Source organism: Kaistia terrae (assembly GCF_026344005.1).
In the GTDB taxonomy this organism is placed as follows: domain Bacteria; phylum Pseudomonadota; class Alphaproteobacteria; order Rhizobiales; family Kaistiaceae; genus Kaistia; species Kaistia terrae.
Genome location: NZ_JAPKNH010000003.1, coordinates 121,341 through 134,729 on the forward strand (window position 1 = coordinate 121,341; position 13,389 = coordinate 134,729).

Genomic DNA, 13,389 nt, shown 5'->3' on the forward strand with positions numbered 1-13,389 from the left:
TCAGGCCCTGAAATGCGCGGAGATGGCCGCGACGTCGAGGCCGCGCTCGCCGATCACCACAAGACGGCCGGCGGTGCCGCCGGGCGCGAAATAGGTGTCGACGCGGGGGCCGACGGCCTGGACGATGGCGGGCGCTGCCTTGCCTGTGATCGCCGCGCGGCCCTTGATCCGCAGGACACCCGTCTCCGCCATGGCAGCTCGCACGCGGCTCGCCAGCGCCTCGATGGAAGCGAGTTCGGCGACGTCGACGATGAAGGTGTCGAAATCGTCGTGATCGTGCTCTTCGCCTTCGAGATCGTGATGGCTCTTGCGCTCGAAGGCGTCGTTTTCCGCTGCAGCACCGACGCCGAGCAGCACCGAAGCCGGCAGGCCGGATGCCGTCGCATGCACGACGCGCGCTTCCTTGCGGGCGTCGCGCGCAACAATCTTGGCCACTTCCTCGAGCTGCTTTGCGTCGACGAGATCGGTCTTCGAAAAGACGATCAGATCCGCGCAGGAAAGCTGGTCCTCGAACAGTTCCTCAATCGGGTCGTCGTGATCGAGCGACTCGTCGGCGGCGCGCTGGGCGACGACGGCCTCCTCGTCATGGGCGAAGCGGCCGGCGGCCACCGCTTCCGCGTCGACGACGGTGATGACGCCGTCGATGGTGACGCGGTGGCGCACGGTCGGCCAGGTGAAGGCGCGCACCAGCGGCTGCGGCAGCGCCAGGCCGGAGGTCTCGATGACGATGTGATCGGGCGGGTTGTCACGCGCCAGCAGCTGCTCAATGGTCGGCAGGAAATCGTCCGCAACGGTGCAGCAGATGCAGCCATTGGTGAGTTCGATCACCGTATCCGGCTTGCAATCGTCGACGCCGCAATCCGACAGCAGCGAGCCATCGAAGCCCATGTCGCCGAATTCGTTGACGATCAGCGCGATGCGGCGACCTTCGGCGCCGGCGATCAGGTTGCGGATCAGCGTGGTCTTTCCGGCACCCAGAAATCCGGTGACGATGGTGGCGGGGATACGGGCGGTCAAAGGACGAACTCCGGATTGGGATTGGGTTTCAGGCGCACCGGCAGGCCGGCGGCCACGAGAAAGACGGTTTGGACCGCTGCTGCGATCTTCTGGTTGAGGCGGCCCTGCTCGTCGGCGAAGCGACGGGCGAGCGCGTTCATCGGCACGATGCCGGAGCCGACCTCGTTGGAAACCAGCACGACCGGCCCCGTCGCCTCGGCAAGCAGGGCGGCGAGCGCATCGCCTTCGCCGGCGACGTCCCGCTCCGCTTCCATCAGGTTGGAGAGCCAGAGCGTCAGACAATCGACGAGGAGGACGCGACCGGGATCGGTCAAAGTCGCCAGTCGGCCCGTCAGGTCGAGCGGCTCTTCGACCGTGGTCCAGTCGACGCCGCGCCGGTCGCGATGCGCCGAAATCCGCGCCTGCATCTCAGCATCGCGGATCTCGGCCGTCGCCAGATAGGTGGCGGGCAGCCCGGTGCGGGCCACGATATCCTCGGCGAAGCGGCTCTTGCCGGAGCGGGCGCCGCCGAGGATGAGCGCCGTGCGCGGCGCGGGGGATGACACGATCTCAGGCCGACCGCGACAGTCGCTGATAGAGCCAGCCGGCGCAGATGCCGGAAAGCGCCCAGAGCAACGCCGTCACCACCAGCGAAGCCGAGGTGAATTCGGCCGCCATGACAGCCGGATAGGCGGCCTCCAGCGACGGCGGAACCGGTGCGCCGATGACATGCGGCAGGACACCGATGACGAGGCCGGCGATCTTCAGCAGCACCGATTCGGCGAAGACGATGAGCGCAATGCCGATAGCGGATGCGGCAACGGTCGACAGCCACCAGATCTGGCGCGCCTCGAGGGCAGCGGCGGGCGTGCCGGGCAGTTCCGGCGTCAGGCCGAGCGAGGGCAGCAGGCCGGCGGCGAAGAAGCCGGCGACGCCCCAAAGCACGCCGGTGCGCGCATTGATCGAGCCGCCACGGATCGACATCAGCCCGAGCAGAATGGCCGAGACGCCGACACCCATCAGAAGATTGGCAAGGAAGGTATAGGCGGAGCGCTCGAAACCGTCGCTCGGTCCCCACTCGTCCGCGTCATGCTCGTGCGCCGGAGCAGCCGCTTCGGCGGCAGCCGGTGCCGCGTCATGGGTGTGCGCTTCACCGGTCGCGTGTTCATGCGGCGCGGCGGCTGCAACCGCCGGTTCCGCGTTCTCGAAGGTCTCGGCGTGGAAAAGCAGCGGCTCGGTCGTCACGGCCTGCACGGCGGAAAGCGCCACGGCAACGACAAGTCCAGCGCCGAAGGCGCTGAGAATGATGGTCTTGAACATGTCTTATCCTGTGGGGCCTAGTGGCAGGGCAAGCCGAGAGCGTGACGCGTGTCGTGCGTCGCGTTATGGACCATGCTCGGCGCGGCAAAGCCGGTGCCGACAAACAGGAATATGCCGAAAGCAACGGCGACGAGCGCCGGAATCATGCGTGCGCCCGTTTGCGCCTGTCCGGCTGCAATCACGGTCGCGCTGGTCGCGGTCTTTGAAAACTGGGTCATAGCGTCTCCTTCACCGTCCCACCGACGGCTGGCTGGTATGAGGCGCTGGCTGGTCTCCTGGCTCGCGGGTCGCTGCTTCCTCGACGCCTTCCCGGTTTCCCAGTGGCCATCGCGAGGTCGCTCGCCGCTTACAGTTGCGGGGGCAGCTTCGGATTTGGAATCCCGCAAGGGTCCTTCCGTACCGAATTCCCATTTCATCCCCCAAAGCCTGAGGCCTTTCAGGGGAACCGTCGCGCATTCACGCTAGATTGATTGCGCCTGCGGCGCAAGCTGCGCCTCATTTGGCGGCAGCGACGCCCTTGCTGCGAAACTTGGCCCAGCGACGCAGCAAGGCGACTTCGGACTTGCGGCGGATACGGCGGACGCGAGGCGAGTCATGCGACAGCACCACCAGGCCGACCGGCACCATCCAGAAGCCGAGAATGGGCAAGAAACCAAGCACACCGCCCAGAAGAAAGCCTCCGCCGATCGCGGTACGCGCCGTCCGGCTATTGGGGAGTGGGATCGCTTTCTTGCCGAAACGGATCGAAGCCATGCGGCCTGTTTTCTCCATGCTGACGCTGTAAGCGCTACGCCCAACTCGGTGCCGGGCGTGTCGGAACTGCTTTCTTATGTGGAAGAACGATGCGGGATTGCAACGGTTGCCGGCCGCGCCGACGGAATTCCTCCGCTCAAAAACAATGCCCCGGCACGGTTTTCACCGCGCCGGGGCATTCTCGATTCTGTCGAAGCAACCACGCGATCAGGTTGCGAGACGGGCCTGTTTGCGCCGGCGAAGCAGCAGCATTACCAGCGGCAGTGTCCAGATCAGGATCGTGAACACGCCCAGCCCGCCGGCGATCGGCCGCTCGAAGAAGCGGAAGATATCGCCATCCGCCTTGATCATCGAAGTGATGAAGTTCTGCTCCAGCATCGGCCCCAGCACCATGCCGAGAATGGCCGGCGCGATCGGGATATCGTTCTCTTCCATGAAGAAGCCGATGATACCGAAGATCAGCATCATGACGATGCCGGCCGTCGAATTGGCGATGGCAAAGGCGCCGACAATGCAGAAGATCAGAATCATCGGCATCAGCGTCGAGGGCGGAATCGAGAGCATCGGCCGTGCGCCGCGAATGGCGAGCCAGCCCAACGGCAGCATGATCAGATTGGCAAGGATGAAGACCATGAAGATCGCGTAGACGGTCTGCGGGTCGTTGATGAAGATGGTCGGACCGGGATTGATGCCCTTGATGTAGAGCACGCCAATGACGATTGCCGTGATCGAATCGCCGGGAATGCCGAAGACGAGCGCCGGAATCCAGGCGCCGCTGACGGCGGAGTTGTTCGAAGCGCCCGCTTCGACCAGTCCTTCGACATGGCCGGTGCCGAACTTTTCCGGAGTTTTCGAAAAGCGCTTCGAGATGGCGTAGGAGATCCAGGCGGCGATGTCGGCGCCCGCCCCCGGCAGGATGCCGAGCGCGGTGCCCGTGATGTTGCCGCGCACGGTCTGGACCGGATATTTCTTCAAATTCTTCCACTGCGTCTTGAAGATGCCATGCCCGTCCGAGCGCGGAATTTTTTGACGCGGGATCGTGGCTGTCACCGTGCGCAGGATCTCGGAGATGGCAAACAGGCCGATCATCGCCGGGATGAACTGGATACCGGCCATCAGCTCGAGATTGCCGAAGGAAAAGCGCGGCTCGCCCGAGGGGTTCTCCATGCCGATCGTCGCGACGAACAACCCGAACAGCAGCGAGATCAGGCCGCGCGTCGGCGAGCTCGGGGTGACGAAGACGGCGCAGGAGAGGCCGAGCAGCACCAGCCAGAAATACTCTTCCGAGCTGAAGCGCAACGCCACTTCGGCGAGAGCCGGCGCCAGCGTCATAAGCACGATCGAGCCGAACAGGCCGCCAATGGCCGAGAAGACGAGCGCAGCCCCCAGGGCTTCGTCACCCCGCCCGGATTGCGTCATCTTGTAGGCGTCATCGACATAGGCCGCACTCGATGGCGTGCCTGGCATGCGCAGCAACGCCGCCGGAATGTCGCCCGCGAAGATCGCCATGGCGGTGGCGGTCACGATCGCGGCGATGGCCGGAACCGGATCCATGAAGAAGGTCATCGGCACCAGCAGCGCCGTTGCCATGGTGGCGGTCAGGCCCGGAATGGCGCCGACCAGCATGCCGAAGATGGCCGACGCCAGAATGACGCCGAGCACATAGGGGTCGAAGACGAGGGCCGCAGCCTGTTCAAAGATCAGCATGCGTCACCCGAGAAACGAGAGAAATTCGGTGCGCGGCAGCGGCACCATGAGAAGGCGCGAAAAGGCGTAGTAGACCGCCAAAGTCGTCGCCAGGCTCGCCAGGATCGCCGTCGGCCATTTCGTCCGCAGCACCAGCATCAGGGCGAGAAGGCCGAGGAAGCTCGTGGGCAGGAAGCCGAGCGTTTCGGCGAACAGGATGTAGAAGACGATCACCGCCAGGCAGGCCAGCGCGGCGAAGGCCAGGCGCGGCTTGCGCACCCAGTCGGCGAGATGCGGCTTCGCCATCTCCGGCAGGTGCTTGAGGCTGGTCGCCACCATGAAGCAGCCGAGCAGGATGGCGCACCAGCCGATCAGTCGCGGCATGGTTCCCGCGCCATAGGCCTGGCCCGGAAGCGGGGCAAAGTTCGCGGATGCAAAGAGAAGGACGATCCCACCGAGCGCGGCCAGGATACCCAAATGAAGTTCGGAAAGTTTGATCATGGCCGCTCCGTGCAAGACCGGGGAACCGACACGGCCGGGAAGCTTGTCCCGGCCGCGCCGCATGCAGGTGATCGGATGTTGGCCGGCCGCTACTTCGCGAAACCGGCCTCCTTCATGATCTTGCCGAGCGTCGCGTCATCCTCGGAGACGATGCGCGTCGCTTCCTTGCCATCGGCCCAACGCATGCCGAAGCCGCGTTCGGTCATGAATTTCTTGTATTCGGGGCTGTTGTAGGCCTTCTCCAGCGCGACGCCGAGCTTGGTCGCGACATCCTCCGGCAGGCCCTTCGGGGCGGCAATGGTGCGCCAGACGGCCAGCGTCCAGTCGGACTGGACCGACTCCTTCAGCGTGGGCGCATCCGGGAAGAGCTCCTGCCGTTCCGGCGACATGGAACCGAGCGCGATGACGCGTTTGGCGTCGATCATGGAGCGCCCCTCGGCGAGCGACGTCGGGACGATATCGACGCCGCCGGCGACCATGTCGGTGATGCCGGGGGCAGCACCCTGGCTCGGCACCCAGGTGACCTGGTCCGGCTTCAGGCCATGCGACAACATCCAGCCGGCGAGGCCGAGATGCCAGATGCCGCCCTGCCCGGTACCGGATGCCTTGAAGGTGCCGGATGGCTTTTCCTTGATGGCGGCCAGGAGGTCGGGGAGCGTCTTGTACGGCGAATCGACCGAGACCATCACGCCGCCCGGATCGGCATTGACCATGGCGAGGAAGTCGAAGTCCTTGTAGGTCAGGGCCGTCAAGCCCTGCCAGTGCATCATGTCGATCTCGATCGTCACGACGCCGATGGTGTAGCCGTCCGGCTTGGCGGTTGCGATGGCGCTATGGCCGACCACGCCGGAACCGCCCGTGCGATTGACGACATTGACCGGGACGCCGAGTTCCTGCTGCAAAAGGGTGCCGAGGATGCGCGCCACCGCGTCGGTGCCGCCGCCTGCACCCCAGGGAACGATCAACTGGATAGGCCGGTCGGGATAAGCCGATTGGGCCATGGCGGGGACGGCAACCGCGGCCGATGCAAAGGCCAGCGCGGTGCAAAGAAGCGTACGTCGCAGCATGAATTCCTCCCAGAATATTGACAATATCGCACTATCGCGACCGAGCCTCCCCGCCCGAGCCGCTGGCAAATCCGATCCCTGCTTGGGATTAGTCTGTAAACTATTCAGACCGGCGGATAGTCTGTCAACGCAAACATCGTAATGCAGAACGGAATGACGAGGGCAAGCTGTTGATTACGTAGCGATATGCTGCACAATGAATCGGCAGTCACTTGTTAGTCTGTGCGCTGCAAACGCTATGCTGTGGTGCAATATGGGTGAGGGCTGGGCAGACAGCGACGACCAAGCCTGATTGCGATGCATCGGATCCCGGCAAATCGCATCGGAGCATCGCCGCGGCATCAGGATTCGGCTTGGGCGCTATGCATGTGCCGTCAGGATAGACGGCTGCACGAGGCAAAAAGGGCCCTGAAACAATCAAGGGGCCAGATGGCAATCCATCCAGCCCCTTGATCAAATCTGGCTCCGCGAGTTGGACTCGAACCAACGACCCGGTGATTAACAGTCACCTGCTCTACCAACTGAGCTATCGCGGAACAGCGTTTGCGGCGTCTGCCCGAAGCCTCGTCGCCGAGGCTTTGAAACAATCAAGGGGCCAGATGGCAATCCATCTAACCCCTTGATCAAATTTGGCTCCGCGAGTTGGACTCGAACCAACGACCCGGTGATTAACAGTCACCTGCTCTACCAACTGAGCTATCGCGGAACAGCGTCGCCGCTGCTGTGAGCGAGGCTATAGCAAAGCCTGCGTCGGCTTGCAAAGTCCTAAAACGAGAGTTTTCGGCAAGGATGCGCATGAGGACAGGAAAACGTAGCGTTCCTGCCGGTTTGGCGTGGGGATAACTCCGGAGACAGCGACCGGATCCGCAGCCGCATAAATTTCATTCGAGTGGTTCATGAGCCCCGCCGTGTCCTTGGCATGGACCAGACGAGGATTCTGCGCACCCCGTTCACAATCGGGGACGCCGTTGCGCCCTACCCGGCAGCGATGATCACCGGACCGCCATCATCTCGCGCAGCTTCTCGATAGCGTCCCGCACCAGCGGATCGAGGCCAGCGCCGCCCGCTTCCAGATGAGCGAGGATGCCGACGCGCATTCTCGGGTCCCAGAACTTGCGCAGATGTTCGGCGATCGCTGCCGGAGCCGTTTCCGCACCCTGGCTGGCGAAGAATTTGCCGATCTGGTTCGCCATGTGGACGAGCTTGTCGGATGAGCGCTCAGACATGGACGGCGGCTTTCTCGGCGATGCGGTGGGGATGCGTGAAAACTTCAAAGCTGTCGCCGCGCGCGATGGCAACCAGCGTGATGCCGGCCGCCTCGGCCGTGCGGACGGCCAGCGCGGTCGGCGCCGAGACGGCGACGATCAGCGGCGCGCCGATCATGGCCGATTTCTGCACCATCTCGACCGAGACGCGGCTGGTCAGCAGGATCATGCCGGACGACGCATCGACGCTGCCCCGGGCCAATGCGCCGCAAAGCTTGTCCAGCGCGTTGTGGCGGCCGACATCCTCGCGCAGCGCGACAACGCCCTCACCCGGCACGGCAAAGGCCGCGGCGTGCATCGAATGGGTCTCGCGGTTCAGGACCTGCAGCGGCGCCAGCGCCTCCAGCGCGGCGCGGATTTCGGATGCGCTGAAGCGCACGCTCTCGCCAACCGGCGGAATGATGCGCATCGCCTCGCCAAGGCTGTCGATGCCGCAGAGGCCGCAGCCCGTCGGCCCCGCCATGTAGCGCCGCCTCTGCGCCAGCGCCTCCCCGCGCGATGCCGCGAGCCACATACGCAACTCAACGCCGATTTCCTGTTCGACGATCTCGAAACGCTCGATCTCGGATGCGTCGGCGACGATGCCCTCCGACAGGCTGAAGCCTATGGCAAAATCCTCGAGATCGGCCGGCGTCGCCATCATCACGGCCTGCGTGCTGCCGTCATAGGTCAGCGCAACCGCGACCTCCTCGGGGACAGCACGCTCGCCACCCGCCGCGCCATCGGCGCGCCAGAGCGTTCTTGGCACGCGAAGGAAGGGCGGTTGCATCCCCTACTCCGCCGCCTCGACCAGCGGCGCGATCCGGCGGCTGTTGCGCGACTGCTCGTCATAGCCCTCCTGCCAGGCCGTAGGACCGTTCGAGGGCATGACCTGCACGGCCGTCACCTTGTATTCCGGGCAATTGGTGGCCCAGTCGGAGAAATCGGTGGTGACGACGTTCGCCTGGGTGCCGGGATGGTGGAAGGTCGTGTAGACGACGCCCGGCGCGACGCGCTCGGTGATCAGCGCCCGCAGGCTCGTCTCGCCGGATCGGCTGGCGAGCTTGACCCACTGGCCGTCATGCACGCCGCGCTGCTCGGCGTCGTGCGGATGGATCTCCAGCCGGTCCTCGCCATGCCAGACGACGTTCTCGGTGCGCCGCGTCTGCGCGCCGACATTGTATTGCGACAGGATGCGGCCAGTGGTGAGCAGCAGCGGGAAGCGCGGGCCGGTGCGCTCGTCAGTCGCGACATATTCGGTGACCATGAAGCGGCCCCTGCCGCGCACGAAGCCGTCGATATGCATGACCGGCGTGCCCAGCGGCGCCTTCTCGTTGCAGGGCCACTGCACCGAACCCTCGGCCTCGAGCTTGGCATAGGAAACGCCTGCGAAACTCGGCGTCAGCCGGGCGATCTCGTCCATGATCTCGGACGGATGGGCGTAGTTCATGTCGAAGCCCATGGCGTGGGCGAGATCGAGCGTGATCTCCCAGTCGGCCTTGCCGGATTTCGACGGCATCACCTTGCGCACGCGCTGGATGCGGCGCTCGGCATTGGTGAAGGTGCCGTCCTTCTCCAGGAAGGTCGAGCCCGGCAGGAAGACATGCGCGTAGTTGGCCGTCTCGTTCAGGAACAAATCCTGCACGACGACGCATTCCATGGCGGCGAGGCCAGCCGCGACATGCCGCGTGTCGGGATCGGACTGCAGGATATCCTCGCCCTGGACATAGAGGCCCTTGAACACCCCATCGACGGCGGCGTCGAGCATGTTGGGGATGCGCAGGCCCGGCTCGCTATCGAGCGGCACGCCCCAGAGCGATTCGAACAATTGCCGTGTCTCGTCGCCCGAGACATGGCGATAGCCAGAGAACTCGTGCGGGAACGAGCCCATGTCGCAGGCGCCCTGCACGTTGTTCTGGCCGCGCAGCGGGTTCACGCCGACGCCCGGGCGGCCGATATTGCCGGTTGCCATGGCGAGGTTGGCGATCGCCATCACCGTGGTCGAGCCCTGGCTGTGCTCGGTGACGCCGAGACCATAGTAGATCGCGCCATTCTCTCCGCCGGCGTAGAGCCGGGCGGCGGCGCGAATGTCCTCGGCCGGGACGCCGCAAAGCTCGGAGATTGCCTCCGGGCTGTGGCGCGGGTCGGCGACGAAGGCGGCCCAATCCTGGAACTCGTCCCAGTCGCAGCGCTCGCGCACGAAATGCTCGTCGGCCAGTCCTTCGGTGACGACGACATGGGCGAGCGCCGTCAGCACGGCGACATTGGTGCCTGGCCGGAGCGGCAGATGATGGGACGCCTCGACATGCGGCATGCGCACGAGGTCGATGCGGCGCGGATCGAGCACGATCAGCTTCGCGCCCTCGCGCAGCCGCTTCTTCATGCGCGAGCCGAAGACAGGGTGCGCGTCGGTCGGGTTGGCGCCGATCAGCAGGATGACGTCGGACTGCTCGACCGAGTCAAAATCCTGCGTGCCGGCCGAGGTGCCATAGGTCTGGCTCAAGCCATAGCCGGTCGGCGAATGGCAGACGCGGGCGCAGGTATCGACATTGTTGTTGCCGAAGCCGCCGCGGATCAGCTTCTGGACGAGGAAGGTTTCCTCATTGGTGCAGCGCGACGAGGTGATGCCGCCGATCGAGAGCCGGCCATATTTCGCCTGGATGCGCTTGAACTCGGACGCCGTATGGGCGATCGCCTCTTCCCAGGACACTTCCCGCCACGGGTCGGTGATGCTTTCGCGGATCATCGGGTTGAGGATGCGTTCCTTGTGGCTGGCATAGCCCCAGGCGAAGCGTCCCTTGACGCAGGAGTGGCCCCGGTTCGCCTTGCCGTCCTTCCAGGGCACCATGCGCACGACCTCGTTGCCGCGCATCTCGGCCTTGAAGGTGCAGCCGACGCCGCAATAGGCGCAGGTGGTGATGACGGAATGCTCGGGCTGGCCGATCTCGATCACCGACTTCTCGGTCAGGGTTGCGGTAGGGCAGGCCTGCACGCAGGCGCCGCAGGAGACGCACTCCGAGCCGAGGAAGCTCTCCTCCATGCCGGGCGAGACGACGCTGTCAAAACCGCGCCCGGCGATTGTCAGCGCGAAGGTGCCCTGCACTTCCTCGCAGGCGCGCACGCAGCGCGAGCAGACGATGCACTTTGACGGGTCGTAGGTGAAATAGGGGTTGGATTCGTCGAGGCCGGGATTGGGGTGGTTGTGCCCCTCATGGCCATAGCGGACATCGCGCAGGCCGACCGCGCCGGCCATGTCCTGTAATTCGCAATCGCCATTCGCGGCGCAGGTCAGGCAATCGAGCGGGTGATCGGAGATATAGAGCTCCATCACGCCCTTGCGCAGGCGCTTCAGCCGGTCGGTCTGGGTCTTGACCACCATGCCCGGCAGCACCGGCGTGGTGCAGGAGGCCGGCGTTCCCGCCCTGCCCTCGATCTCGACCAGACAGAGCCGACAGGAGCCGAACGCCTCGACCATGTCGGTGGCGCAGAGTTTTGGGATGGCGGTTCCCATCTCCTTGGCTGCGCGCATGATCGAGGTGCCTTCCGGCACCGTCATCGTCTCGCCGTCGATGGTGAGCGTCACCATCGTTTCCGCCTTCGAACGCGGCGTGCCGTAATCGATCTCATGGATGAGCGACATGGCGATCTCCTAGCGAACGGCCGCGAGGACCGGCGCCTGCGCGCCAAAATCCTCGGGAAAATGGGTAAGCGCACTCATGACAGGATAGGGCGTAAAGCCGCCAAGTGCACAGAGCGATCCGAATTTCATCGTGTGGCAGAGGTCTTCGAGCACCACGAGGTTCTTTTCGCGCTCGTCGCCCCGGATGATCTTGTCGACGGTCTCGACGCCGCGCGTCGAGCCGATCCGGCAGGGCGTGCACTTGCCGCAGGATTCGATCGCGCAGAATTCCATCGCGAAACGCGCCTGTTTCGCCATGTCGACCGTGTCGTCGAAGACGACGATGCCGCCATGGCCGATCAGGCCGTCCTTGCCGGCAAACGCCTCATAGTCGAACGGCGTATCGAACAGCGCGCGCGGGAAATAAGCCCCGAGCGGGCCGCCGACCTGCACGGCGCGCACCGGCTTGCCGGATGCCGTGCCGCCGCCGATCTCGTCGACCAGTTCGCCCAGCGTGACGCCGAAGGCGATCTCGAACAGACCGCCATGCTTCACATTGCCGGCGATCTGGATCGGCATCGTGCCGCGCGACCGACCCATGCCGAAATCGCGATAGGCATCCGCGCCCTCGGCCAGGATGATCGGCACGGTGGCGAGCGAAATGACGTTGTTAATGACGGTGGGCTTGCCGAACAGGCCCTTGTGAGCCGGCAGCGGCGGTTTCGCGCGCACGACGCCGCGACGCCCTTCCAGGCTTTCGAGCAGCGCCGTTTCCTCGCCGCAGACATAGGCGCCGGCGCCGACGCGAACTTCCATGTCGAAATCGAACGCGGAGCCGGCGACAGCGTGGCCGAGATAGCCCGCTTCGCGAGCCGTGCGGATCGCTGCTTCCATCATCGCCACGGCATGCGGATATTCGGAGCGGATATAGAGATAGCCGCGCGTCGCGCCGACGGCGATGCCTGATATCGTCATGCCCTCGATCAGGACGAACGGGTCGCCCTCGATGATCATCCGGTCGGCAAAGGTGCCGCTGTCGCCCTCGTCGGCATTGCAGACGATGTATTTCTGGTCCGCGCTGGTGCCGGCGACCGTGCGCCACTTGATTCCGGTCGGGAATCCCGCGCCGCCGCGCCCGCGCAGGCCGGATTGCACGACCTCTTCCACCGTCGCCTCGGCCCCAAGCGCCAGTGCCCGCTCCAGCCCCTTATAGCCGCCATGGGCGCGGTAGTCGTCCAGCGAGCGCGGATCGACGATACCGCAACGCGCGAAGGTCAGCCGCGTCTGGCGCTTCAGCCACGGAATATCCTCCGTCGGCCCGAGCAACAGCGGGTGTGGCTCGCCTGCCAGCATGGCATCGAGCAGCGCGGAAACATCCTCGGCCTCGACCGGGCCATAGGCGATGCGGCCCTGCGCCGTCTCGACCTCGACCATCGGCTCCAGCCAGTAGAGCCCGCGCGATCCATTGCGGACAATATCGAGGCTCACGCCCTTCGCCTGTGCCGCAGCCGAGAAGGTGGCAGCCACGTCATCGGCACCGACGGCCAGCGCTGCGGCATCGCCGGGAATGAAAATGCGGGCGCTCATCGCTGCGCCTCCGCGACGAGCCGATCCAGCCGGCTCTCGTTCAATCGGCCGACCACGCGGCCGTCGAGCATGGCGGATGGCGCCGTGGCGCAAAGCCCGAGGCAATAGGTCGGTTCCAGCGTGACGAGCCCGTCCGCCGTCGTGCCGCCGAGCGCAATACCGAGGGCTGCCTCGGCACGCGCCACGAGCGTATTCGCGCCCATCGACTGGCACGCCTCGGCGCGGCAGAGCTTCAACACATGCCGGCCCGCCGGCTTGCGACGGAAGTCATGATAGAAGGTCACGACGCCATGCACTTCCGCGCGGGAAAGATTGAGCGCCTCGGCGATCATCGGCTCCACCGCTTCCGGCACGTAGCCGAACGCCGCCTGGATGGCATGGAGGATCGGCAGGGCCGGCCCCTCGCCACCGGTATGGGCGGCGATGATCTCGGCGGCGCGCGCGGCGCTCCATGGCTCGTAGGAATTCACGACGATCACTTTCACACTAGAATCGTCGCAAGGTGCCGCTTATCCGAAGCGCAATCAACCGATCGATCGCTGTGGTGAAATTTTGCCCGCCCTCGAACCCGCCCAAAATGAAAAAGGGCGCGTCCTTGCGGACGCGCCCTTTTGGA

At 65.1% G+C, this 13,389-nt stretch carries 13 protein-coding genes, 2 tRNA genes and 1 riboswitch; all 15 genes read right to left on the reverse strand.

Annotated features, from left to right (window positions below; all coding sequences use genetic code 11):
• The 15 genes from cobW to OSH12_RS10370 all read right to left on the reverse strand — a co-directional run bounded on the left by cobW (position 1) and on the right by OSH12_RS10370 (position 13,258).
• On the reverse strand, positions 1–1,017 hold the full coding sequence (gene cobW / locus OSH12_RS10300) for a cobalamin biosynthesis protein CobW (protein WP_266343462.1): 1,017 nt from the start codon (positions 1,015–1,017) through the stop codon (positions 1–3).
• Positions 1,014–1,562: a bifunctional adenosylcobinamide kinase/adenosylcobinamide-phosphate guanylyltransferase gene (cobU, locus tag OSH12_RS10305; RefSeq protein WP_266343463.1), complete on the reverse strand. Its 549-nt coding sequence runs from the start codon at positions 1,560–1,562 to the stop codon at positions 1,014–1,016. The genes cobW and cobU overlap by 4 nt, the downstream gene beginning before the upstream one ends.
• Before the next feature lie 4 nt (positions 1,563–1,566).
• Positions 1,567–2,316: a CbtA family protein gene (locus tag OSH12_RS10310; protein WP_266343464.1), complete on the reverse strand. Its 750-nt coding sequence runs from the start codon at positions 2,314–2,316 to the stop codon at positions 1,567–1,569.
• Positions 2,317–2,333: 17 nt separating this feature from the next.
• Complete coding sequence (locus tag OSH12_RS10315) at positions 2,334–2,534, reverse strand: CbtB domain-containing protein (protein ID WP_266343465.1); 201 nt, start codon at positions 2,532–2,534, stop codon at positions 2,334–2,336.
• A 30-nt stretch (positions 2,535–2,564) separates the two neighbouring features.
• A riboswitch (cobalamin riboswitch) is annotated at positions 2,565–2,781 on the reverse strand.
• A gap of 30 nt (positions 2,782–2,811) precedes the next feature.
• Positions 2,812–3,069: a hypothetical protein gene (locus OSH12_RS10320; protein WP_266343466.1), complete on the reverse strand. Its 258-nt coding sequence runs from the start codon at positions 3,067–3,069 to the stop codon at positions 2,812–2,814.
• 207 nt (positions 3,070–3,276) lie between these two features.
• On the reverse strand, positions 3,277–4,776 hold the full coding sequence (locus OSH12_RS10325) for a tripartite tricarboxylate transporter permease (RefSeq protein ID WP_266343467.1): 1,500 nt from the start codon (positions 4,774–4,776) through the stop codon (positions 3,277–3,279).
• A 3-nt stretch (positions 4,777–4,779) separates the two neighbouring features.
• On the reverse strand, positions 4,780–5,256 hold the full coding sequence (locus OSH12_RS10330; RefSeq protein WP_266343468.1) for a tripartite tricarboxylate transporter TctB family protein: 477 nt from the start codon (positions 5,254–5,256) through the stop codon (positions 4,780–4,782).
• 89 nt (positions 5,257–5,345) lie between these two features.
• Positions 5,346–6,323 carry a tripartite tricarboxylate transporter substrate binding protein gene (locus OSH12_RS10335; RefSeq protein WP_266343469.1) on the reverse strand — a complete coding sequence of 326 codons (978 nt, stop codon included), beginning with the start codon at positions 6,321–6,323 and terminating at the stop codon, positions 5,346–5,348.
• Positions 6,324–6,783: 460 nt separating this feature from the next.
• Positions 6,784–6,859: transfer RNA gene (locus tag OSH12_RS10340), tRNA-Asn, on the reverse strand.
• Between the two features lie 94 nt (positions 6,860–6,953).
• Positions 6,954–7,029 (reverse strand) — tRNA-Asn (locus OSH12_RS10345).
• Positions 7,030–7,315: 286 nt separating this feature from the next.
• The gene (locus OSH12_RS10350) at positions 7,316–7,549 is read right to left on the reverse strand and encodes a formate dehydrogenase subunit delta (protein ID WP_266343470.1); all 234 of its coding nucleotides are present in this window, start codon (positions 7,547–7,549) and stop codon (positions 7,316–7,318) included.
• Entirely contained in the window at positions 7,542–8,357 is an 816-nt protein-coding gene (fdhD, locus tag OSH12_RS10355; protein ID WP_266343471.1) for a formate dehydrogenase accessory sulfurtransferase FdhD, read from the reverse strand. Before fdhD ends, OSH12_RS10350 begins: the two co-directional genes overlap by 8 nt.
• Positions 8,358–8,360: 3 nt before the next feature.
• Positions 8,361–11,207, reverse strand: coding sequence for a formate dehydrogenase subunit alpha (fdhF, locus tag OSH12_RS10360; protein WP_266343472.1), 2,847 nt, complete (start codon positions 11,205–11,207; stop codon positions 8,361–8,363).
• Between the two features lie 9 nt (positions 11,208–11,216).
• Positions 11,217–12,773 (reverse strand): formate dehydrogenase beta subunit, encoded by a 1,557-nt coding sequence (locus OSH12_RS10365; RefSeq protein ID WP_266343473.1) that lies wholly within the window; start codon positions 12,771–12,773, stop codon positions 11,217–11,219.
• On the reverse strand, positions 12,770–13,258 hold the full coding sequence (locus tag OSH12_RS10370; protein WP_266343474.1) for a formate dehydrogenase subunit gamma: 489 nt from the start codon (positions 13,256–13,258) through the stop codon (positions 12,770–12,772). The genes OSH12_RS10365 and OSH12_RS10370 overlap by 4 nt, the downstream gene beginning before the upstream one ends.
• Positions 13,259–13,389 lie beyond the last annotated feature (131 nt).